This window comes from Mucilaginibacter gossypii (assembly GCF_017569325.2).
GTDB lineage: Bacteria > Bacteroidota > Bacteroidia > Sphingobacteriales > Sphingobacteriaceae > Mucilaginibacter > Mucilaginibacter gossypii.
On the sequence record NZ_CP071878.2, the window covers coordinates 2,177,153 to 2,200,226 of the forward strand.

The 23,074-nt window shown below is 42.6% G+C and carries 19 protein-coding genes; 10 read left to right on the forward strand and 9 right to left on the reverse strand.

Going from position 1 to position 23,074, the window contains the following annotated elements; genetic code table 11:
* Positions 1 to 210: 210 nt before the first annotated feature.
* Both J3L18_RS09155 and J3L18_RS09160 read right to left on the reverse strand, forming a co-directional pair.
* Positions 211 to 1,362 carry a FecR family protein gene (locus J3L18_RS09155; protein ID WP_129570248.1) on the reverse strand — a complete coding sequence of 384 codons (1,152 nt, stop codon included), beginning with the start codon at positions 1,360 to 1,362 and terminating at the stop codon, positions 211 to 213.
* 76 nt (positions 1,363 to 1,438) lie between these two features.
* Positions 1,439 to 2,020 (reverse strand): RNA polymerase sigma factor, encoded by a 582-nt coding sequence (locus J3L18_RS09160; RefSeq protein WP_129570249.1) that lies wholly within the window; start codon positions 2,018 to 2,020, stop codon positions 1,439 to 1,441.
* Between the two features lie 416 nt (positions 2,021 to 2,436).
* Here J3L18_RS09160 and J3L18_RS09165 point away from each other — a divergent pair, with 416 nt between their 5' ends.
* Entirely contained in the window at positions 2,437 to 3,771 is a 1,335-nt protein-coding gene (locus J3L18_RS09165) for a serine hydrolase domain-containing protein (RefSeq protein WP_129570250.1), read from the forward strand.
* Between the two features lie 204 nt (positions 3,772 to 3,975).
* Here J3L18_RS09165 and J3L18_RS09170 read toward each other — a convergent pair whose 3' ends face one another.
* On the reverse strand, positions 3,976 to 4,869 hold the full coding sequence (locus J3L18_RS09170) for a helix-turn-helix domain-containing protein (RefSeq protein WP_129570251.1): 894 nt from the start codon (positions 4,867 to 4,869) through the stop codon (positions 3,976 to 3,978).
* Between the two features lie 167 nt (positions 4,870 to 5,036).
* Between J3L18_RS09170 and J3L18_RS09175 the strand changes: the two genes are divergently transcribed.
* The 8 genes from J3L18_RS09175 (at position 5,037) to J3L18_RS09210 (ending at position 12,024) form a co-directional block, all read left to right on the forward strand.
* Complete coding sequence (locus J3L18_RS09175; RefSeq protein WP_129570252.1) at positions 5,037 to 6,017, forward strand: aldo/keto reductase; 981 nt, start codon at positions 5,037 to 5,039, stop codon at positions 6,015 to 6,017.
* A 1-nt stretch (position 6,018) separates the two neighbouring features.
* The gene (locus tag J3L18_RS09180) at positions 6,019 to 6,861 is read left to right on the forward strand and encodes an SDR family oxidoreductase (RefSeq protein WP_129570253.1); all 843 of its coding nucleotides are present in this window, start codon (positions 6,019 to 6,021) and stop codon (positions 6,859 to 6,861) included.
* A gap of 89 nt (positions 6,862 to 6,950) precedes the next feature.
* On the forward strand, positions 6,951 to 7,886 hold the full coding sequence (locus J3L18_RS09185) for an aldo/keto reductase (RefSeq protein WP_223266207.1): 936 nt from the start codon (positions 6,951 to 6,953) through the stop codon (positions 7,884 to 7,886).
* 18 nt (positions 7,887 to 7,904) lie between these two features.
* On the forward strand, positions 7,905 to 8,345 hold the full coding sequence (locus J3L18_RS09190; RefSeq protein WP_129570255.1) for a nuclear transport factor 2 family protein: 441 nt from the start codon (positions 7,905 to 7,907) through the stop codon (positions 8,343 to 8,345).
* A gap of 17 nt (positions 8,346 to 8,362) precedes the next feature.
* Positions 8,363 to 8,947 carry an NAD(P)H-binding protein gene (locus J3L18_RS09195; RefSeq protein WP_129570256.1) on the forward strand — a complete coding sequence of 195 codons (585 nt, stop codon included), beginning with the start codon at positions 8,363 to 8,365 and terminating at the stop codon, positions 8,945 to 8,947.
* A 58-nt stretch (positions 8,948 to 9,005) separates the two neighbouring features.
* The gene (locus J3L18_RS09200) at positions 9,006 to 9,341 is read left to right on the forward strand and encodes a DUF1259 domain-containing protein (RefSeq protein ID WP_129570257.1); all 336 of its coding nucleotides are present in this window, start codon (positions 9,006 to 9,008) and stop codon (positions 9,339 to 9,341) included.
* A 63-nt stretch (positions 9,342 to 9,404) separates the two neighbouring features.
* Positions 9,405 to 9,803, forward strand: coding sequence for a hypothetical protein (locus J3L18_RS09205; protein WP_129570258.1), 399 nt, complete (start codon positions 9,405 to 9,407; stop codon positions 9,801 to 9,803).
* A gap of 49 nt (positions 9,804 to 9,852) precedes the next feature.
* Positions 9,853 to 12,024, forward strand: coding sequence for a TonB-dependent receptor (locus J3L18_RS09210; protein WP_129570259.1), 2,172 nt, complete (start codon positions 9,853 to 9,855; stop codon positions 12,022 to 12,024).
* 153 nt (positions 12,025 to 12,177) lie between these two features.
* On the opposite strand, the gene J3L18_RS09215 is transcribed toward J3L18_RS09210, so the two are convergent.
* From J3L18_RS09215 to ppk1, 4 genes are all read right to left on the reverse strand, one after another.
* Positions 12,178 to 15,615, reverse strand: coding sequence for an ABC transporter permease (locus J3L18_RS09215; protein WP_129570260.1), 3,438 nt, complete (start codon positions 15,613 to 15,615; stop codon positions 12,178 to 12,180).
* A gap of 397 nt (positions 15,616 to 16,012) precedes the next feature.
* The gene (locus J3L18_RS09220) at positions 16,013 to 16,576 is read right to left on the reverse strand and encodes a UbiX family flavin prenyltransferase (protein ID WP_176844406.1); all 564 of its coding nucleotides are present in this window, start codon (positions 16,574 to 16,576) and stop codon (positions 16,013 to 16,015) included.
* 173 nt (positions 16,577 to 16,749) lie between these two features.
* Positions 16,750 to 17,628 carry a Ppx/GppA phosphatase family protein gene (locus J3L18_RS09225; RefSeq protein ID WP_129570261.1) on the reverse strand — a complete coding sequence of 293 codons (879 nt, stop codon included), beginning with the start codon at positions 17,626 to 17,628 and terminating at the stop codon, positions 16,750 to 16,752.
* A 2-nt stretch (positions 17,629 to 17,630) separates the two neighbouring features.
* Positions 17,631 to 19,676 carry a polyphosphate kinase 1 gene (ppk1, locus tag J3L18_RS09230; protein WP_091164470.1) on the reverse strand — a complete coding sequence of 682 codons (2,046 nt, stop codon included), beginning with the start codon at positions 19,674 to 19,676 and terminating at the stop codon, positions 17,631 to 17,633.
* Between the two features lie 193 nt (positions 19,677 to 19,869).
* Between ppk1 and J3L18_RS09235 the strand changes: the two genes are divergently transcribed.
* A complete protein-coding gene (locus J3L18_RS09235; protein WP_090525909.1) occupies positions 19,870 to 20,361 on the forward strand; it encodes a YajQ family cyclic di-GMP-binding protein in 492 nt (163 codons plus the stop codon).
* Between the two features lie 93 nt (positions 20,362 to 20,454).
* On the opposite strand, the gene bioB is transcribed toward J3L18_RS09235, so the two are convergent.
* Together bioB and mgtE are read right to left on the reverse strand one after the other, a co-directional pair.
* Positions 20,455 to 21,462, reverse strand: a complete 1,008-nt coding sequence (gene bioB / locus J3L18_RS09240) for a biotin synthase BioB (RefSeq protein WP_090525910.1) — start codon at positions 21,460 to 21,462, stop codon at positions 20,455 to 20,457.
* A gap of 218 nt (positions 21,463 to 21,680) precedes the next feature.
* Complete coding sequence (gene mgtE / locus J3L18_RS09245; RefSeq protein ID WP_090525911.1) at positions 21,681 to 23,033, reverse strand: magnesium transporter; 1,353 nt, start codon at positions 23,031 to 23,033, stop codon at positions 21,681 to 21,683.
* Positions 23,034 to 23,074 lie beyond the last annotated feature (41 nt).

The window sequence follows — 23,074 nt, forward strand, 5'->3', positions numbered from 1 at the left end:
GTTAAAACAAGATTTATTGACCAATAATTTTTTCTATGCGCTAGACCGGCGGACAGATTAGTGGGTTAACTCAAACTCTTGACGTGAAAGTGGTGGTACACTTTCACGTTTTTTTTTGAGCACCCAACTGTGATGATTAAGTTTGTAATGTTCTGCTCATACTTCTTTCGGTTTTTAGGTAATTATTCTGGTTAGTTTGACAGGGTAAGTTTATTCTGATACTGTTATTTGTTTTCCGTCCATTTTAAACTTTACTTTATGGGTAAGCTGCAGCATGCGTAACACTTCAGAAACGTTGCTGAACCTGGATACAAAACCGGTAAATTTATCGGCAGGCAGGCTGCCTTTATATACTACATCCACATCATACCACCTTGAAACCATGCGCATGATCTGTTGTATATCATTGTTTTCAAATGTAAAAGTGCCGTTTTTCCAGGCTGTTGCATCCTCCACATCAACATCATTTACATTAAATGAATAGGGATTTAAAACAGCCTGCTGACCTGGTTTTAAAACCCTGATCTGATTTTTGACAACTGACGTTACTTTTACCTTCCCTTCAAGTAGGGTTGTTCTAATGTCAGGTTCATCATCATAAGTATTGATATTAAAATGCGTACCCAACACCTCTACTATTTGCGATTTGCTGTAAACCCTGAATGGTTTGTCAGGATTATGAGCCACCTCAAAATAAGCTTCGCCGGTAAGCTCTACCTTACGCTCAGCACCACCGAAGTTTGTTGGATAGGTTAACGAAGAAGCTGCGTTTAGCAGCGCTTTACTACCATCGGGCAAAACAACCCAGTACTGACCGCCACGGGGAGTAGTCATTGTGTTATAAATAGGCTTCGCGGCGATGTCTGATGCCGAACTCCTCGACGAATTGTAAACAATCTGTCCATCAGTTGTTTTGTTAATTGCCACTTTTCCCTGCACAGCGAGGGCACCGTTACGGGCTCCGGTCAGTATAATTTGCCTGCCATTAGCAAGCGTAAGAACAGCTTTATTACCACCCGGTAAAACATCATTTTGGATAGGAGATTGTTGGGCCAGCTGCTTAGCGGTTTGATGAGATTTCGTAAAAAACCAGGCCCCAAACGAGATGAAAATAAGTATGGCTGCCGCCGCGGCAATTGAATACCATTTTTTAAAGCGCCTGGTTTGCGTTGCTTCAGGAATTTCTTTAGCAATCCTGTCCCATATCAGTTTCTCATCTGTAAGCGGATCGGAAGGCTCATCCCGTACGGGTTGCTTAGCCGCTTCACTTAAATACCAATGATCAAGAAGTTGTTGCTCTTCTGGCGTGCAGCTGCCGAGCTGATATTTGTTTAATAATTTCTGTGCTTGTTCCCTGGTCATGGTTTACTGGAGCTATTATTTATGAAACGGCCAGCCTGGAGGGAAGTAGTAGAAGAAATGAAAAAAAATTAAAATTTTATAAACCCGATAAAATCAAAACAATTACTGAAAGATGCTGGAGCCTGGGTCGCATTACCTTAATCGCATTACTGATCTGTTTTTTTACAGTTTTGTCGGATAAGTTTAACTCATCGGCTATTTCTTTATAAGTACAATGCCGATAGATCCGCATTTCAAATATCTGCTTCATTTTCGGGGGCAGTAATGCTATTTCTCTATCCAGAGCAGCCATGATTTCCTTTTCCTCTATACGTCCCAATGTTTGATTGTTGTGGTCACCGGCAAACGCGGCCAGCGAATCGAGGTAATCGGACTTCACCCGATTTCGGGCTATCAGGTCTAACACCTTATTTTTTGTTGAGATGAAAAGAAAACCGGCTAAGTTGGCATCCGGGCTTATTGATTGTCTTTTGATCCATAACGCAGTAAATACCTCCTGCACGGTGTCTCTGGCATCATCCTGATCCCGGATCATTTTTAGCGCATGCATGTACATTATTGTCCAGTACCGTTTATAAATTTCGGCAAAAGCGTCCCGGTCATCGTTTTTTAACAACGCAATTAACTGCTGATCAATAAGCATCCGTATGGGGGACATAATTGGTTTGAATAACGAATGTAACGTAAATTTAACAAAAACTGCAAAATATGTTACTTCTATTTGTCCAACCAACTTGTAATTGCTCTTTTTAGCCAAGCTTACATTTGCTCTTTCAGCGCCACAATTTTCTTTACGTCATTAATAAATGTGTTCGACATCCGTACTTTTGGGATCACTTTTTTAGGCAAGTTCTCAATTTTATTGGCAACTTTTTTTATGGCTTCAAATTCAATAAATTTAGTTCACCTGCTAACAAAATTGAATTTTGAAAAGCTTCCCCCCTTGTCTATCAGATTAAAGTAGAAGCTTCAAGGCGAAAGATCATAGTTTTTTATTTATTGTAAAAATGCGATGTTAACCTTGTTCGTTATATCTCTATAAATTCTATCTTTAATTGTCTAAACATTTTCACAATGATTCAAAAAAAAGCGTATCGCTTCTTGCTTTTTCTTATTTTACAAGGTTACACTCAAGCACAAACTTTCAATAAAGCCAAGTTAGACAGCTTTTTTGTAGCGCTGAATAAGAATGACCAAAGCATGGGCAATATCGCCATATCCGCGAATGGAGTGTTGGTTTATCAAAACGCTATCGGTTTTAGCCAAATAAACAAAGGGGCAAAAACACCTGCTACCATTGATACAAAATACCGGGTAGGCTCTATCACTAAGATGTTTACTGCTGTTATGATCTTTCAGTTGATAGATGAAGGTAAGCTTAGCTTTGAAACACCTTTGGCACGTTATTTCCCACAACTTCCCAATGCAAGTAAGATCAATATAAGGGAAATGCTTGGCCACCGTAGCGGGCTTCATAATTTTACGAGCGACTCGCTTTATTCCACTTATATGGGCAGCCCTAAGTCTGAAGCTGAAATGATTGCCATCTTTAGCAGACAAAAATCCGATTTTGAACCGGATTTAAAGGCCGAATACAGCAATACTAACTTTGTATTACTGGGTTATATTATTGAAAAATTGACAGGTAAAACGTATGGCGAAGAATTAAAGAAACGCGTCACTTCAAAAATAGGCCTGACACAAACTTATTACGGCACTAAAGCCAATTCAACCAAAAACGAAGCATACTCCTACATTTACCAAGGACAGTGGACACAAATGCCGGAAACAGATATGAGCATTCCGGGCGGTGCCGGTGCTATTGTTTCTACGCCCGCCGATCTGGTTAAATTTATAAATGCACTTTTTGAGGGCAAACTTATTAGTGCCGCCAACTTAGAGCTAATGACAACGATGAGGGACAGTTATGGTATGGCCATGTTTGCTATGCCTTTTTATGATATAAAAGGCTATGGACATTCCGGAGGCATCGACGGGTTTTTAAGTTTGCTTTTATATTTACCGAAAGAGAAGATAGCAATAGCTTACACTTCCAATGGAACACGATACTCATATAATGATGTAGTCATGGGAGCATTGAATATATATTTTAATAAGTCGTTTACTATTCCAGAGTTTAAAACAATTACATTAAACTCAGCTGAACTTGATAAATATGTCGGGGAATATTCCAGTACACAAATACCCTTGAAAATTACTATAACAAAAAAAGACATCACGCTGTTTGCGCAAGCCTCGGGTCAAAGTGCATTTCCCATGGAAGCCAAAGGTGACAATAAATTTGTTTATGCTTCTGCCGACGCCACCTTTCAATTTGAACCGGATAAAAGACGTTTCACTTTAATACAAAAGGGGAATACCTATTTATTTAACAAAACTGACAAATAGAGGCAAATTGAGAATTGGTAGCTGATCTTGCATGACTGGCTTACCTAAATGCTTATAATTAAACTGGGATTTTTTCAACCAAAAAAGTGCTACGGGTGTTAGCTACAGAGCGCCCTTATAGATGGGCAATCGATTAATCACCTTTTTTATTTGGCAACCCCTTACAACCGTTTTTATGAATATTAATAAAAGGTGTTAATTCTTTTAGTTTTGCGAACGGTACTCCAAAGGTGTCGTGCCAGTCTTCTGTTTGAATAACCTTGTAAAATGTTGCGGGTATCTAAAGCCTAGTTCGTAAGCGATCTCACTGACCGATTTATTTCGATCAAATATTTTTTCTTTTGCAAGGTCAATGACTTTTTCTTGTATAAAGTCGTGCGCGGATTTTCCCGTTTCCTTTTTGATGAGCTCTCCAAAATAGTTACTTGAAAGGTGGAGGCTATCAGCACAATAACCAACTGTCGGCAATCCCGTATTCTGTAAATTGTCTGACCTGAAATAGTTGTAGAGTAACGTCTCAAATTTTTCCAGAATGCCTTTATGAATATCTTCCCGCGTAATAAACTGGCGGTCATAGAAGCGAACACAATAGTTTAGAAATAACTCTATGGTGCTGATCACTAACTTTCTACTATGCTTATCAATAGGGTGTTCGAGTTCATAGCGTATCTTACTGAAGCTATCTAATACAATTTGGCGCTCGCGCTGTGACAAATGCAAAGCTTCGTTGACGTTATAGCTAAAAAAGCCATAATCCTGGATATGACGACCGAGCGAAGTGCCGCGAATGAAATCCGGATGGAATACCAGCGCATGGCCGCTCGGTTGAAACAGTTCCTCTTTTCGGACTCCTGCTACCTGTCCCGGAGAAAAGAACACCAGTGTTCCTTCCTGATAGTCATAATTCGCCCTACCGTAAGTAAGATCGCCACAGTCGACATCCTTTAAAATAACTACATAGAGCCCAAAGTACATTTTGTAGCGATTGCGCGGTGACGCTTTTGAAAAGTCGATTACGCTCACCAATGGATGCAGCGTTTCTTCGTTATTGAAGTCATTATAGGACTTAACTGTCTCAAAACGAACTATATCTTCCATGTCTTTTTTCTTTTCTATGAACAAATGTAAAAAGCGAAAATCTTTTTATACCACCGTTAGTGCCCTATCGGTGAAATTGGTAAGCAATACCGTGTTTTGTATAAGTTAAGCTTAAAAAATAGGCTTGACCTTTGTACCATCATCTATTTAAACAAAATTATTTAATTATGGACAAAAGAATATTAGGGAAAGACTTAGAAGTTTCCACACTCGGTTTAGGCTGCATGGGTTTAAGTTACGGTTACGGCCCGGCAACAGAAAGAACAGAAGCGATCGGTTTGATCCGTCATGCGTTTGAAATTGGCGTAACCTTTTTTGATACCGCAGAAGCCTACGGCCCTTACCTTAACGAAGAAGTCGTTGGCGAAGCGCTTGAGCCTTTCCGAAATGAGGTGGTAATTGCAACCAAATTTGGCTTTAAGAATGGTAAAACCAGTGATGGTCTTGACAGCCGACCTGAAAATATCCGTGCGCACACTGAAGCGGCATTGAAACGTCTGCGGACTGACCGGATCGATCTGTTGTACCAACACCGCGTTGACCCGAATGTACCTATGGAAGATGTTGCGGGCACTGTTAAAGACCTGATTGCCGAAGGCAAGGTTGAGCATTTCGGTATGTCTGAGGCCGGTGTCGAAAGTATTCGTAAAGCACATGCCGTTCTACCCGTTACGGCGTTGCAAAGCGAATACTCACTTTGGTGGCGTGAGCCTGAAAAAGAGATTTTACCGTTATTGGAAGAATTAAAAATCGGTTTTGTGCCTTTCAGTCCACTTGGTAAAGGGTTTTTGACCGGTGCGATTAATGAGAAGACGACCTTTGATAAGACCGATTTCCGCAATGTTGTACCCCGTTTCTCAGAAGAGAACCGGCAGGCGAACCAAGGCATTGTAGATGCTTTAGCGGAAATTGCAAAACAGAAAGGTGTAACGAATGCACAAGTAGCGATTGCCTGGCTACTTTCACAAAAACCATACATTGTACCGATTCCTGGTACCACAAAGATCAACCGTTTGGAAGAAAATATGTCTGCTGCCAGTGTGAAATTGAGCCAACAGGACCTGAATGATATACAAATTGCACTTGGTAATATCGAAATTATTGGTGCCCGTTACCCTCAACATTTGGCAGCAAGGCAAGGACGGTAATATGAAAAATTCAAAAAACGTAATCGTATTGACCGGGGCCGGTCAATTAGGTATGGCCATCGCCCGCAGAATGGGTTACGGTAATAAGATCTTTGTAGCGGACTGGAAAATAGAGAATGCTCAAGCAATTTCTAAAACGCTGACGGAGGCTGGTTTTGACGTAGTACCGTTTAAAGTGGACATCTCATCACGGGAATCTGTTCAGTCACTGATTAAAGCCGCCCGAAAGGAAGGTGAGATTGCTATGTTCATCAACGCGGCAGGAGTTTCACCAAGTCAAGCATCCATTGAGCAAATATTAAAGGTTGATTTATACGGAACCTCACTTTTATTGGAGGAGTTTGGCAAGGTGATCAAACACGGTGGTACGGCCGTTGTGATCTCCAGCCAGTCAGGTTACAGGATGCCCGCGTTAACCGCCGATGAGGACAGGTTGCTTGCAACAACACCTACAGAAGAACTTTTGCAACTTGAATTGCTTAAGCCAGAAAATATCAAAGACACGCTTCACGCCTATCAGATGGCAAAACGTGCTAACGGCAAGCGAGTTATGGCGGAAGCTGTAAAATGGGGCGAACGTGGTGCTCGAGTTAATGCAATATCACCTGGCATTATCATTACGCCTCTTGCGCTTGATGAGATCAATGGCCCGAGAGGAGACTTTTATAGGAACATGTTTGCTAAAAGCCCGGCAGGACGTCCCGGAATTGCGGACGAAGTAGCAAATGTTGCGGAACTTTTATTGTCCAATGCTGGCGCTTTTATTACTGGTTCTGACTTTCTGATAGACGGTGGTGCAACGGCATCCTACTTCTACGGTCCACTTCAACCGGAAAATAAATAATATGAACTGTAACGCGCGCAAGTGCAAAAAACAAGATTATGGTAAAAAGAAAATTAGGAAATAGCGGCCTCGAAGTATCTGCGTTAGGTATGGGCTGTATGAATTTAAGTTTTGGTACCGGCCCGGCCGCCGATATCAATGATGGTCTGGCTACTATTCGTGCTGCTGTTGAGCGAGGTATCACTTTCTTTGATACAGCTGAAGGTTATGGGCCTTATACTAATGAGACACTTGTGGGTGAAGCTTTAGAGCCATTCCGTAAAGATGTGACCATTGCCACAAAGTTCGGCTTCAAACTGGAAAATAACCAAATCACCGGATTAGACAGTCGCCCTGAAAACATCCGCGAGGTAGCCGAGGCATCACTCAAAAGATTAAGAACAGATTATATTGACCTGTTCTATCAGCATCGCGTTGACCCTTCCGTTCCAATTGAAGAAGTCGCCGGTACACTAAAAGACCTGATACAGGAAGGTAAGATCAGGTATTACGGACTTTCTGAAGTTAGCGCCAATACCATTCGCAAGGCTCATGCGATACATCCTGTAGCAGCTGTTCAAAATCAATACTCCATCTGGACGAGAGAACCGGAAGCAGATGTATTGCCTGTGTGCGAAGAATTGGGCATCGGCTTTGTGCCGTGGGGACCATTGGGTACAGGGTTTCTTACCGGCACTATCGATACTAGTTCAAAATTTGACGCCAGTACAGATCTTAGGGCCAATTTCCCCCGCTTCAGCCAAGAAAACATCAAAGCGAATATGCCTGTGGTAGATATGCTACGCAATATTGCAGCTAAGAAAAACTCGAACCCTGTTCAGATCGCTTTAGCCTGGCTTTTGGCGCAGAAGTCCTGGATCGTTCCGATACCTGGTATGGATAAAGTCGCCTATATCGATGACAATATTAAATCAGTTGACCTGCTACTTACTACCGAAGATTTGAATGAGATCGACGAACAGCTGTCAAAGATCAATATACGGGGCGACCGCCTGGATGCGGGTTTGCTGTCTATGTCTGAATAAACATGAACCTTAAATTTTATGAAACCGTTAATTTTAATCCTGTTAATTATAGTTTCGCTTGATTGTTCTGCTCAAACAGCTCAAGAAAAAAACTTACTTTCCTTATCAGATCGCATTTTTGAGTGGGAAGTAGCCGGAAAAATCGATTCCCTTGAGCAAATATTTCACAAGAAATTTCAGGTTGTCGGATCGAGCGGCGAAGCACAATCGAAGGCAGCTTATATCGCCAGGTTGCAAAGCGGAAATTTCGTTCACAATGCTATCATAGTAGACGAAAGTGTTGTGCAGATAACAGATAATACCGGAGCAGTGTTCGGCAAAGGCACCTTTACCGTAACCAGCAACGGCCACAAGGTTGTTTTGAAGCTTTCTTACATCGAAGTGTTTACCCGAACAGGCAAAAGCCATCCCTGGAAACTGCTGGCTATGCATGCCGGCAGTTTGCCTGAAAAGCGCTAATTAGCCAAACAATATCAATGAAAAATGTAATTATTTTCGGTGCAAGCGGAAGCCTTGCATCATATGTGATAGATGCGATTGAAGAGTTAGACGACGTGGAACTAACCCTTTTTGTTCGTAACAAAAACAGGTTACAGCAAGGTGCGAGAAACAAACACAGGGTTATCGAAGCCGATGCCACCAACTTTACATCGGTTAAAGACGCGATAGCCGGACAACATATTGTTTATGTGAATCTTGCGGGTGACCTTGAGTTAATGACTCAGAATATTGTGAAAGCAATGATTGAAACCGGTGTCAATCGAATTATCGCTGTAAGTTCAATCGGTATATACAATGTACCGCTTAGTTCAATGCTCGTCCCGTACAGAAAACTTGCCGATATTATAGAAGCGTCAACATTGGACTATACGATCTTACGACCAGATTGGTTTACGAACGGTAGCGAGATCGATTTTACAATTACCAAAAAAGGGGAGCCGGAATCCGGCGGGGCCATTTCCCGCAAGAGTATAGCCGCATTCGTAGCTCACCTCATCGGAAACCCAAATGAATATAATAAAGAGAATGTCGGCATAAGCACGACTGATTGCCGTGAGTAAGCAAAATAATCTATCATAATTTTAAAACCAGGGCGCGCGCCGATCTAAGCGTAAGGTAATGGGAGTAGAAATGACGCCGAATATCGGCTTAAATACCTGGGCCGCGTTTACCGGCACGATGGAGCAGGCACATATCGCAGGTGATGTGGCGATGCCGGAAACGGAAGTAAATAGCGTGATCCGAACCCTCCGCGCTAACAATATTGAGGTGGTGGCAATACAGTATCACATGTCGGGTGATGAGCTGCACATGATCTTTTTACATCACCTGGTTAAAGGCCCAGCTTCGGAGTTAGCGAAGTGCTTTAAAGCAGCGTCAGGGAATTTAGGCAAGAAAAGCGGCAGTATGGGTAATAAGAAAATGCAATGTATTGTCAATGATATTGAACCGTAAGCCAGGTTGGCTGGCTTACGGTTTTTCAGTTTTCCTACAGAATTTATTAGTTAATTTACGCTCATGCTCAAAAGGATCGCGGCTTTTTGGATGATCGGATATTTGCTCTTTGGCAGCATTGCTTTGCCATTGGGTGATTTCTCGCTGCTTAACGAATTGCCGCGCATGTACCAGGCTTATGAAAAGGTGGTCACACCGGATGAAAAAGGCGTGCTGGATTTCATCGGTGATTACCTGCTGAACGGCAAAGATCTGTTAAACCATAACCAGCATGACCAGCCATCAAAACCCGGTGCGCTGCAATTCCAGGGCACGCCATCCTTTGCGGCCATTATTCAACCGGTTAGCCCGTTTTTGGCTGAACCTGTATCATTAGGCTCCGTTACCACAGCTTCGTTACATCATAGCTCCGGTGCTTTGAGCTATTACCACCCTTCTTTATTTCGTCCGCCTTTAGCGTAAGAAAACCTTCATTTTCTTAATCATCAATTCTTACGTTTTAAGCTATTTCATGCGCTATTTACTTTTATGCGCCGTGCTGCTGACTTCAGTGGCCACACGTGCACAGCATACTTTATCTATTCTGGTCAAAGATGACCAGACCAAACAGTCCATAGCCGGTGTTACGGCTTATATCAACGAATTAAAAAGAGGCGCTGCTGCGGACAGCAGCGGGCACATTCAGTTCAACCTGCCCACCGGAAAATACGAGATCAAATTCAGTATGGTGGGTTATCTGCCGCAGGAAAAAACTTTCGTGTTACCACTCAAAAATATTGAGCCCGTTATAGAAGTTTACCTGGAGCCGATGGCAGGTGAATTGGCGGAGGTGGTGGTGCAAACCAACCGCACCAATCAGAACCGCAGTGATGTGCCCACCCGTATCGAAGCATTGCCTGCTGAAGAACTGGACGAAAAAAGCACAATGCGCCCCGGCGATATCAAAATGCTGTTGGGGGAAATCACGGGTGTACACGTACAAGCGGCTTCGGCGGTAAGCGGCACAGCGAGTTTCCGCATCCAGGGGCTGGATAGCCGTTATACGCAGCTATTGCAGGATGGATTGCCAATGTACGATGGCTTTTCGGGTGGGTTAAGCTTGGTGCAGGTTTCGCCGCTTAACCTGAAGCAGGCCGAGATTATTAAAGGTTCGGCATCGACACTTTATGGTGGTGGGGCTATTGCCGGTTTAGTTAACCTGATCACCAAAACGCCAGCGGCAAAACCCGAATTGACCTTATTGCTTAACCAGAATTCAGCCAAAGGCACCGATGCCAGCGGTTTTTACAGCCAGCAATGGACACTCATTGGAACAACAATTTTTAGTTCTTATAACTATAATGGTGCTTACGATCCGGGTAATACAGGGCTCTCCGCGGTGCCTAAAACCAATCGCTTCACGCTTGCGCCAAAAGTATTCTTAAAGCCAGGCAACCGCGATCAACTTTGGTTTGGTGTTAACTTCATGCACGAAGATCGTTTAGGTGGCGATATGCAGGTCATCAACGGCCATGCGGATAATCAGCACCAATATTTCGAGCGTAACCTAAGCGACCGTCTTTCCACGCAGTTTTCCTACACGCATAAGCTTGACTCTAACAACCAACTGAACTTTAAAAGTACGGTTGGCTATTTTTATAGGACAATCGCTGAGCCGCAGTTTCTATTTAAGGGCGATCAATTATCATCTTATACCGAAGCTAACTATGTCCGTAATGGCAAAATTGCAAGCTGGGTAGCCGGTGCGGATGTTTGGACAGATCATTTGCCGCAACGAGACAGAAGTGTAGATCTGAGCTATAGCCACAACACTTACGGAATTTTTGCTCAAAACACCTTCAAGCCCACAAAATGGTTAGCTGTAGAAAGTGGCATTCGGCTTGACGAAAACTCGCCGTCATCTGCAAGCTCAAACGGGTTATTCCTTTTACCACGCGTTAACACGCTGTTCACGCTCGGTAAACATTGGAGTAGCCGTGTCGGCGGCGGTCTGGGCTATAAGATGCCAGATATTTTTAATGACGATGCCGAAGAACAGGGCTACCGGTATTTGCAGCCATTAAATATTGGCGCAACCAAAGCCGAACGTTCGGCCGGTGCTAACGCAGATGTAAATTATAAGGGCGCAGTAGGCGATGCTTTTTTGCAGGTTAATCACCTATTCTTCCTCACCAAAGTGAATGACCCTTTGATATTACAAAACAATGCCTTTATAAACGCTCCGGGTTACCTGATCAGCAAAGGGGCCGAAACCAATGTTAAGCTGTTGATGGATGAGTTAGGGATTTACCTCGGTTATACCTATACAAATGTACAACGCCATTTTAACGGGTTAAGCAGTGCTCAGGCATTAACACCCAAACACCAGTTAAACGCAGACCTGACCTACGAAGTGGAAAACAGTTTCCGGGCAGGCGTTGAGGGATTTTATACAGGTTCACAATTATTGGATGGTGGCACAACAGGGCGTGATTATTGGACTTTCGGACTGCTTGTGCAAAAGATGTGGAAGCATTTTGTAATTTTCATTAATGCCGAGAATCTTACTGATCAACGACAAAATAAATGGGGAACGATTTATGCTGGCTCGATTTCTAATCCCGTGTTCAAAAATATTTATGCGCCGTTGGACGGTAGAGTTATTAATGCCGGAGTTATAATAAAGCTGCTTAACAATAAATAAAAGAAACGCCCCCTCGGTAAGTTGTCAATTTTATTGGCAACTTTTTTATGATTAAACACCACTACCTTACCTGGCTAATAACTTTACAATACCTGTTACGACAGCCCTAATACCATGCATACACCAGCCCTTTGGCAAATAATACTTGAATCCTCACTCTGTACTCAAACTCTTCACCGGTTTACTTATGGCCGCTTTAATCGCCTGAAAACACACGGTAAGCAATGCCACAACAATGATTGCCATGCAACCTATGCCAAAAAACCACCATTCAATAGTTATCCTGTATGCATAGGCCTGCAACCATTTGTTCATTAAGCACCACGTAATTGGAGTTGAAATGAATAAAGCTAATACAACAAGCCTTAAAAAATCTTTTGAAATAAGGCCGATGATAACTGAAACGGATGCCCCCAGCACTTTGCGGATGCCGATCTCTTTGGTGCGATTGGCAACTGCAAGCGCTGAAAGCCCCAGCAGGCCCAGGCATCCCAGGAAGATAGCGATTCCACCAATCCAGCTAATAATATTTCCCAACCTGGTTTCTGCTTTAAAGAACCGGTTTATATCTTCGTCAAGAAAATTATATTCTAAAGGGTAATCGGGTACAATCTTTTTCCAAGCCGATTGTACTGCTGCCAAAGCCTTCGACGGATTACCCGGCTGCAGGCGAACATAAAACAAATTAAGACCTCCAGAGTTTCTGGCGAACTGATGAAACAAGACCGGTGCTACACGATCTGTAAGAGGCTCATAATTAAAATCACGAACCACGCCTATCACCGTAGGGTTTTTAAAGCCAAGCTTCCCATAGCCTTCCAATTGGCGACCAGTACTGTTTTCAGGCTTCCATCCTAATTCCCTCATCATAGATTCATTAATGATCACTGCGTTCACAGTATCCGAAGTAATTGCCGGGTTAAAATTTCTTCCTGCAACCAGTTGCATTCCCAATGTAGGTATGTAGTTGGCGTCGACGTGAAATTGCTTTGTATTAATAGACTTACCCTGGTAACTAAAATCTGTAAAACCGGTCCCCTCATGTTCACCTAGGCCGTTGTCGGCGCTGGCTAAAACCGAAACACCGGGATGGCCGGAAACTTCCTGTTTAAAAAGCTGGAATAGATGTTTAGTATCCGGAACGCCGAATGTTTGCACAACAAGTACATTCTCTTTACTAAAACCAGGATTTCTTGATTCCATGTAGTGTAACTGCTGCATGATGATTATAGCAGAAACAATCAGCACTGCGGAAAGTACAAACTGAAAAGTGACTAATGCTTTTGTGAAAAAATTCGCGCCGCCTAACTTAATTTTAGCCTTCAACGCGTCCACCGTATTAAAGCCTGACAATATTAACGCCGGGTAGCATCCTGAGAGCAGGGGAACAATCAGTATTAAGCCGGCAATAAGGCCGGTCAACTGTGGAAATTGCTTAAAAGAGAAACTCAGCTCCCTGCCTGACAATTGGTTGAAGTATGGCAAAAGCAGGTATACAAGTGCGAGGCCTATCAGCGTCGAAAAGACAGCAAGCAAAAATGATTCTGTTAAAAACTGAACTACTAAAGCCTTTTTGGTGCCGCCAATAACTTTGCGGACGCCTACCTCTTTTGCGCGGTTTGCTGAACGGCCTATGGAAAGCGTTGTAAAATTAATACAGGCGATTAATAATACACCGGCAGCGATACTTAGTAATATCCAAATCGATTTTGGATCGACAGGCGGGACCTTAATACCCATCAACGCCGGGCTTGTATGCACATCCCTGATTGGCACCAGGTTATACCCGCCTGATCCTGCATCTGGAAAATGCCTGTGCCAGAAATTTGCCAGCAACTTGTTGTTATTCGCCAGTTTGCTTCCGGGCTTTAGCTGAACCACGGTGACAAATATATTCATCCACCAGTCATGTGCGCCCATTTTCCCTGATTTTGTGTTACCAAAACAATCAAAGTTGGCAAGCATGCTGTATTGGAAGGAAGAATTAGATGGCGGATTTGCTGCTATAGCCGTAACTGTAAAAGTTTCAAACACATCGCCAATCTTTACCTGGAATGATTGACCAATGGCATTTGTTTTACCAAATAACCTATTAGCGGTTTCTTCGGTTAAAACCATGCTGTGCAAACCACTGATAGCCGATTTGGCATTCCCGTATTTAAATTTAAACGAAAACACATTGAAGAACGAGGAATCGGCATAAGCAATATTCTCCCGTCTCGCGTCATTTTTTATTTTTATAAATGTTTCATAAGGCTGAATATAACGGACATAATTCTCTACTCCCGGCAGTTCCTGTTTCATGGCAGGCCCCAGGGGCATAGGAGTATAAATGACTCCTGCAAGTGCCTTTACGTTTTCTTTCCCATTTTTGTCTAAAACAAGGTAAGTGTTAGCAGCATTTTTGTGAAACCCATCAAAACTAAATTCATTGATAGCATAAAGCATGAATAGGTTGAAACAGGCTATTCCAACAGACAAGCCAAATATGTTAATGAACGATAATGTCTTTTGCTTGGCCAGCGTGCGAAGCGCTATTTTTAAATAGTTTTTAAACATATAATTGCGGTTTAATATTACAGAAGCCCAATTGGGTGGGCTTCCTGAACGCAATATTACCGGCTGTAAGTGTGAGAGAATGGCCAACTTATCATTTGGCAACTCTTTTTTTAGGCTATTTTTATATTCCGCCGGGGTTTTGCCGGTCATCTCTTTGAAAACGCGGTTGAAGGTTCTCTGGGAGTTAAACCCCGACTCGTAGGCTATTCCCAGTAACGTGAGATGGGCGTGTGCGGGGTCCCTCATCTTCCGGGCAGTTTCACGAACCCTGAACTCATTAATAAAGTCGTTGAAGTTCTTGCCCATTCCCACATTAATGATCCGTGATAAATCGTGCGGATGGATATTCAACTTTATGGCCAGGGTGGTTAACGTTAATTCGGCATCCTCGTAAAAACGGTTTGAGGCTACAGCTTCCTTTAGTCTGCGGCTTTTTTCCCTTGCGATATATCTATCGGTTAGCGGCATGGCCATTTCTGTGCCATCATCTAATTTTAGCATCACTTCGGCCGCCACACCAATGAGTACAAAAGCAACGATAAAACTCAAAGCGTCGTTAAACAGCCATAACACGCAAAGCAACCCGAGCAAGTAAATGGTTTTTTCCAATGGGCGGAAGGTAAGCCGCGATCTATCCATTAGTGTTGGCTGCAAGCGTTTATAAAATTGCTGGATCAACCGGTGCGACATGTATAAATAAATAACAACAGATATTAGCACCAGCCATCCCGGTATCCAATATGTAACCAACATGGGGCAAAAATGAAGGAGATCATTTCGGTTAAATTTCAGGTTGGGAGATGTTAGTTGCCGTACATAAAGATACAACAACGGTCCCAGCGCCGGTAAAAAAAACGGCGAAAGCCCGCCAGTCTTCAGTACAATTACAGTTAAAGCGACACTTAAAAACAGATTAGCTCTTTGGCCTTGTCTTTTTGCGAAAGCTAAAAGCAATGCAAGCGTAAAACCCGAAAACAGGGTTGCCATGGCAGCCACATGGGATAAGTTAACATGGAATATATCCGGATTCAAATTATTTGATAAGTGTAAGGAGTGTCCCAAATTTACAATATTGCCCCATACAAATCATGGGATCATAAAAATGTTTTCCTGTAAGATAAACGAAAAAAACAAGTTACTTTTGTGGTAGTAGCGTGATTTTGTTTCGTCGTTTATGGTATTATCACGGATGAATGACCTAATAAAAAAAATCGCCTTACTTTCTAATGCGGCTTTATACCCCGTAATAGGGCTGCCCCCTTTGGTAAGGATACCCTAACAAACTTAACTAACCGCATAAGAATTTACAGTGATAATAGAAATACCTTTGTAGTTTTCCATTAGACGGGCTACCCGTTAAAGTTCGGATATATTCCGGGTAATTAAAACGGCACGTAACCGCAATTGCTTAACCGAAACGATGTGGAATTCAGATCCCCTTCCACTCATAGCTTTTACTTTCCAGCCCTATTAAATCAATAACCCGGTTTACTACTGTCATAGCCAGCTCTTCTATAGTTTGGGGCTTGCTGTAATATGATGGAATCGCCGGACATATGATCCCACCTGCTTCCGTAACAGTTGCCATGTTACGGATATGGATCAGATTGAGCGGCGTGTCACGGGCTACCAATACCAGCTTACGGCGCTCTTTAAGGATCACGTCGGCCGCACGGGTGATCAAATCGTCAGAGATCCCTCCTGCTATCCTTCCAAGCGTCCCCATTGAGCATGGAACAATTATCATGGTATCAAACTTTGCCGAACCCGAAGCAAAGGGTGCCATGAAGTCATTTTTGGCGTAAAATTTAAAAGGGAACCGGCTGTATTCTTCGTTGCCGAGTTCAAACTTCCAAACATCTTTGGCATTATCTGACATAACAACGCCCACTTCGGCAATTTGATCCTGCAATTGAGTTAGTTTTTTTAGCAGCAGACTGGCATATATTGAGCCACTGGCGCCCGTAATAGCAACAACTATCTTTTTCTTCATAATTACTCCTTCAACAACCCAAACACACAAAAAGTTAGGGGCACAAAAAAGGGTCGAATAACTTGTACCCGACCCTACATCTACCTATGAAAAACATGCCCTTGAGAGGGCACTACAAATATAATAACACTTTTTAAATTATTAAACAATTTGTTAAAATAATTTTAACCTGTTTATTGAATATTTTTTTCTATTAAAGTTTGGATAATTCCGTCAACCATACCTACCCTGGGCACATATATGTTTTTAATGTTGGCATTTTTCATTACCGTAAGGTAAATTTCACAGGCAGGAATAATTACATCGGCCCTATCCTGGTTTAGGCCAAGTACGTTGATCCTGTCTTTTAATGAAAAAGAGCTCAGGTAGGTATATAGTGATCTTAGTTTAGCAAAAGTTAGCGGCATATCTTCTTTTTCTTCGGATAGCCTGAACAGTTTATTAATGTTGCCGCCGGTACCTATGCCTGATAATTGCTTAAAGTTACGGGTATTGTCGCGCACAAAATCCTTCATTTCGTTCCAGGTTTCGTCGGTGTCCTGGTTATCAAGAATGCGGATGGTGCCAATATTAAACGAACGCGAAACGATCAGCTCCCCTGCCGAAAACAGCGAAAGCTCTGTACTGCCGCCGCCTACGTCAATATAAAGGTAGTTTTTGCTTTTATCGATGTTTTGCTCGGCATGACTGGCATAAATGATACTGGCTTCTTTAGATCCATGTACAATTTCAATATCGATGTTAGCTTCATCCTTAATCAGCTTTACAACATCTTCTCCGTTTTTGGCTTCGCGCATGGCCGATGTTGCACAGGCTAAATAATCGGTAACCTTATATACATCCATCAGGTTACTAAAAGCAACCATTGATTTTACCAGCTCTGTCGTTTTTTTCTCAGATATATGCTGCTGGATAAAAGCATCGTCTCCCAAACGCAACGGAACACGGATCAAGGTGTTTTTTTTGAACGACACCGATCCGGTGTTTTGAATTATGTCGGCAATTAACAGCCTCACGGCGTTTGAACCTATATCAATAGCGGCGTATCTCAATGTTATTTCGTTTTATTTTTTAAATAATTATATATTTCAATTTGCGCCCGGTGGCTTTCGGGCGAGTTTGTTTTGTGGTATTTGTTGGTGTTCTGGCTGTTGATCTCACGGGCTTTGGTGTTATCCTCAAGCTGAATATCAATAATATCCCTTATCTCCTGCTGCAGCTTTTCGTCATATATCGGGAAGCCAACTTCAACACGGTTGTCAATATTTCGGGTCATGAAATCGGCCGATGTAAGGTAGATGAGCTCCTTGCCGCCATTGCAATAAATATGCACCCGGGCGTGTTCAAGATATTTATCTACAATACTAATCACCTCTATATTTTCGCTATAACCCTTCACACCGGCAATTAAGCAGCACATCCCCCTGATGATCATTTTGATCTTTACGCCTGCATTACTGGCCTGGTATAACTTGCTAATGAGATCTTCATCAGCAAGGCTGTTCATCTTCAGGATCATATATGCCTGTTTACCGGCTTTGGCGTTTTTGATCTCGTTATCTATTAGCCTGTAAATGGCAGGCCGCGAGTCAATTGGCGACACGATGAGGCTTTTGAGCCCCTTAGGCAATAATCCCTTATTAATTGCTTTAAAAACATTTACCAGGTCATCGGTGATTTTTTTATTAGCTGTAAACAAGGTGTGATCGGCATAGATCTGCGCTGTTTTTTCATTAAAATTACCGGTTGAAAGGCAGGCATAATAAGCCAGCTTACCTTTTTCGGTACGGCTAACCAAACATATTTTCGAGTGCACCTTATAACCGGGTACACCGTACAATACTGTTACACCCTCCTCTTCAAGCCTGTTACTCCAGTGAATATTGTTTTGCTCATCAAAGCGGGCCCTTAACTCTACAAGGCAGTTTACCTTTTTGCCGTTTTTAGCGGCATTTATTAAAGCATGGACCACTCTTGAGTTTTCGGCCAAACGATATACTGCAATGCTAATCTCTTTTACCTTAGGGTCTATTGCGGCCTCGCGCAAAAAATGGATCACGTAATCATAAGATTGATAAGGTGTACTTACCAGGTAATCCTTTTTGGCGATGAGCCCTATAAGGCTTTTACCGAATGAAAGGTCGGCCACAGGGAGTGCTATATATTTGCTATACTCAAGCTCCGGCCCACCAACGTTGGGGAACGAAATAAAATTTTTGAAATTATGGTACCTATTACCCGGGATAAGACTTTCGCCATGCAGGCCCATTTTGCCTACCAGGTATTTCAGCATATCCATAGGCATCTCTGAGTCATACAACAAACGCATCGGTTTACCTTTTTTGCGCTTTTGAAGGCTCTTGGCCAGTGAATCTACAAATTTTTCGCTCACCTCTTTATCCAGGTCAAGCTCCGCGTCGCGGGTAAGCTGGATGGAGTAAGCCTCTATGCTATCATGTTCAAAAATGAAAAAGATATCCTCCAAACTGTACCTGATAATATCATCAAGCAAAATAATGAACTTCAGGTTATTGGTATCGGGCAGTTTAACAAAACGCGAAAGGTTATCCGGAAACTCAATAAGGGCAAACCTTGTTTTTTTATTGGTGGTAAGCTTTACAAAAAAGTAAACAGCCCTGTCCCTAAGCTCAGGCAGCGGTAAGGTGTCATTAAGCATAATAGGCACCAATGTAGCCAACAGCTTCTCCCTGAAATAATTTTTAACGAAAGTACCGCGGGTTACGTTAAGCTGTTTATCATTCAGGATGAAGATCTTTTCTTCGGCCAGCTGTTTAACAATGATGTTTTCGTACAGATTGTTGAATTTACGTTCCTGCCTTACTACAATATTCTTGATCTGGTTAAGTATCTTTTTAGGGTTATAACCAAGTATCTCTTTCGATTTTTCATTAAGTGCAGCTAAACGGCTTAGTGTGGCAACCCTCACCCTGTAAAATTCGTCGAGGTTAGATGAAAATATAGCTAAGAACCTAATCCGGTCTATCAGGGGAACGGTCGGGTCGGCCGCTTCCTGCAAAACCCTATCGTTAAAATATAGCCAGCTTATTTCTCTGTTAATTAAGGGAACCTGTTTATCCATAAAAATTTCTCGCTTTACAGCCAGATGTTACAAATCTGCTTATTTATTTGTTAACTTAATATTAACTCATGAGGAATTAACCTGTTTTCATTCATCATTATTTATTGCAGAAATTAAACAATTTGTTGCAATATTGCACTGTATGTTTACAATACATTAGTTTTGCAAAACATTTATAACCAACACACTACTTATGCCTACATTTGATATAGTTAGTAAAATAGACGGGCAAACGCTTGATAACGCGATAAATACCGCCAAAAAAGAGATCCTGAACCGTTACGACTTTAACGATTCAAAAAGCACTATTGACCTTGATAAAAAAACAAACCAGGTTACCATAGTTACTGAAAACGATATGCGCCTTAAAGCCATACAAGACAGCATCATAAGCCGGATGGTTAAACAACATCTTGATCCCAAAGCGCTGGATTTTGGCAAAGAGCAATATGCATCGGGCAACATGATCCGCAAGGAAATCAAGATCAGGGAAGGCATAGATAAGGAAGCTGCTAAAAAAATAGTAAAGAAAATTAAAGATAGCGGCCTTAAAGTACAAGCCTCTATCATGGACGATCAGGTGCGGGTGCAAGGTAAAAAGATTGATGACCTGCAATCCGTTATCAGCCTTTGCCGTGCGGAGGATTTTGGCCAGCCATTGCAATACATTAATATGAGAGACTAATAGAAATCTCTGATAAGAATTTAAGAGATCCTATTAAAACAAAAGGAGCCATGCATTTTGCTACGGCTCCTTTTGTTTTATCTGAAAGCGCTATTAGCCCGCAACTTCAACTTCTTCTTTATTAACTTCATTAGGCCGGCCATTTTTGAAAGCTTTACGCGGCGATAAACCAAGCAATTCAAACATAGCCATATCGGTATCAAATGATGGGTTTGGCGTGGTAAGCAGCTTTTCGCCGGCAAAAATTGAATTAGCTCCTGCCATAAAACAGAAAGCCTGTTCAACCGTACTCATCTCCGTACGACCGGCAGATAAACGCACTACGGTTTTAGGCATAATGATCCTTGTTGTGGCCACCATCCTAACCATATCCCAAACAGAAACACGGGGCTGATCGGCTAACGGAGTTCCTGCTACCGGAACTAAAGCATTAATAGGCACTGATTCGGGGTGTTTGGGCAGGTTCGACAATGTTTTGAGCATGGATACCCTGTCCTCTACCGTTTCACCCAAGCCAATGATGCCGCCGCTGCATACGGTGATCTTCGCTTTGCGCACATGTTCAAGCGTTTTAAGACGCTCATCATAGGTACGGGTGGTGATGATCCGTTTGTAATCTTCTTCGGATGTATCAAGGTTATGATTGTAGGCATATAAACCGGCATCGGCCAAACGTTGCGCCTGGCTTTCGGTAAGCATGCCAAGGGTACAGCACACTTCCATATCAAGGCTGTTCACCGCTTTAACCATATCAATTACCTTATCAAAATCGCGGTTATCACGAACCTCGCGCCAGGCCGCCCCCATACACAAACGTGATGCACCTCCGGCTTTTGCCTTTTCGGCAGCAGCAATTACTTCATCTTTCGGCATTATGGCATGTACATTTACACCCGTATTATAACGGGCAGCCTGCGGGCAGTAAGCACAATCTTCAGAACATCCGCCTGTTTTTATCGAGATCAAAGAACTGATTTGCACTTCTGCATAATCTTTATTCTCGCGGTGGATTGTAGCGGCCTTGTATACAAGATCAAGCAATGGTGTATGGTATATTTCGGCTATTTCTTCTTTAGTCCAGTTATGTCTAACTTCTGTCATCAGTTTCAGATTAAATTCGTCCCAACAATGTTATTAAGTTATTGTAAACACGCAAATATTCAAAGATTATTTATAAATATAACATTTTGACAGCCCTCAAAAAGAAACTGGCTATATAACAAGGTTTTAAATATTTGGCAGCTTAGTGCTTCCGGGGTTCGTGACTACGCTATCTCCTTATGAGTTGCTGTGGGGACAGGCATAACCGGCGGGATATATTACTTCAACAAAAGCTTGGTAGCCAACCAAAGCGGTAATAAAAACCCAATACAATCGGTAAAAGTAGTGATGATGATGGATGATGCTACTGCGGGGTCAATCCCTACCCTTTTCAATATCAACGGGATGGAAGCACCTGTTAAGCCTGCTATGATCAGGTTGCCTGTCATGGCTAAGAACAATACCAGGCCAAGCAGCGGATTGGCATCGTAAAAGAACGCTACTATAAACACGATGAGCCCATTGGCGGCGCCGTTGATCAGGCCTACTAAAAACTCTTTTAATACGGTGTTATAGGCTTGTTTGTCGGAAAGATCGCTTAACGAAATACGCCTTACAGTTACCGCCAATGCCTGTGTGGCGGCATTGCCACCCATACCTGCTATAATGGTCATATAAGCCGAGATAATGGAAAGCTTGGCAACTGTCGAATCAAATGTTCGGATAATGGATGCAGCAAGGAATGCTGTGCCCAGGTTGATCACCAGCCATGGCAAACGGCTTTTTACTGCCTCCAGCCAGTTACCGCTCAATTCTTCATCTTCAGATACACCGGAGATCTTCAGGATGTCCTCGGTGTTTTCCTCTTCCATTACGTCTATAATATCATCCACCGTAACGCGTCCGAGCAGTTTCATGTGATCATCAACAACCGGGATACTGGTAAGGTTATATTGCTTGATGAGGCGGGCTACCTCTTCCTGGTCAAGCTCGGCTTTTACATAAACAAAATCGGTAGTTACCAAATCGCTGATGCGGGCATCGGCGCGGGCCTTGATAACTGTTTTAATGGAGAGAATCCCTTTCAGTATATCGTCATTATCAACTACGCAGATGGTATAAAACTCTTCCATCTCTTCCGATTGTCGGATGATCTCATCAAGCGCATCCTTTTTATCCAAGTTGATGTTTACCTTGATAATCTCGGAGTTCATCAAACCACCGGCAGTATCTTCGGCATAGGTCATCAATGCCCGGATGCTGCTGGCATCTTCATGATCGAGGTCTTCTAAGATCTCTTCCTGGTGTTCTTCATCCAACTGGGAAATGATGTCGGTAGCATCATCATAATCAAGCTCTTCAACTATCTCGGTACGTTTTTCAGGATCGAGGTTTACAAGCAATTCGGCAGGGCCATGCTCTTCGTCCATTTCGGATAAAACTTCCGAAGCGACGTCGGCCGGGAGGATATTGATGATCCTTTCTTTTTCTTCCTGCTGAAGTTTTTCAAATAGTATAGCAATCTCCGAGGCGTGATATTCCTTCAGAACATTCTCTAACTCAGCATCATCGGCTTCGAGCGCTGTTTTAATGCGGAGCAGGTCGGTTTTATCTAATTCAAAAGATTGCATACCCGACTAAATTAAAACAATTAGACCACAATTAAGGAATT